This window comes from Megasphaera sp. AF13-6AC, from assembly GCF_027685385.1.
GTDB classification, from domain to species: Bacteria; Bacillota; Negativicutes; order Veillonellales; family Megasphaeraceae; genus Megasphaera; species Megasphaera micronuciformis.
On the sequence record NZ_JAQCUN010000170.1, the window covers coordinates 1,664 to 2,396 of the forward strand.

The following is a 733-nucleotide window of genomic DNA, read 5'->3' on the forward strand; positions in this document are numbered from 1 at the left end:
GATCCGCCGGGCGTCGGAGCGCGTTCGCTTTGCGACTCACTCATTATCCAAGCACGCCGCAAAAAAAACTGTCCGCCCCATACATTACAGCTTTTAAAAAATCACTACGACAATTTTCTGAATGGCCGCTGGCAAGTTCTTCGTAAGGAATCAGGCATAACTAACGACGAATTATCAGAGGTTATAGCTTTCTTACGCACTCTGTCGCTGGTTCCCTTAGAGCAACCGCCTTCAACGGCATTGTGGGTCCGACCAGAAGGAGAACTGGTCATTGACACTAAAACCGCCTCCGTTCGCCCCATATTGTTCCATGTTCTGTCTTCCGAATTCAGCTACTGGATGTCCTTCGGCAAGGTGACGACTCAGATTCCCTTGGGCTTCTCCATGGCTCTTCTCGGTGCCGGTTACTTAATCGGCATTGCCAGCGGCATCGCCATTTTGGTCGGTACGCTCCTGGCTTGGGGTGTCTTCGTTCCTTATTTAACTTCCACTTTATCGCCTGCTGAAGGCCAGACGGCTGCCGCCTTTGCTAAGGCCGTATGGGCTCAAAAAGTACGCTTTATCGGTGCCGGCACCATCGGCATTGCCGCCATCTGGACACTGATAAAACTACTGGGACCCGTTATCGACGGCATTAAAATGTCTATTAATGCGATTCGTGCCAACGACACGGCGGAAAAACAGGCTTTACACCATACGGACATCGACATGAGTCCCAAAGCGGTAGGCCTGG

Annotated in this window: 1 protein-coding gene; it reads left to right on the forward strand. The window is 51.4% G+C overall.

Annotated elements, in window-relative coordinates; genetic code table 11:
- On the forward strand, positions 1 to 733 hold a 733-nt coding region (locus PGX78_RS07680), incomplete at both ends, for an OPT/YSL family transporter (protein WP_270446306.1).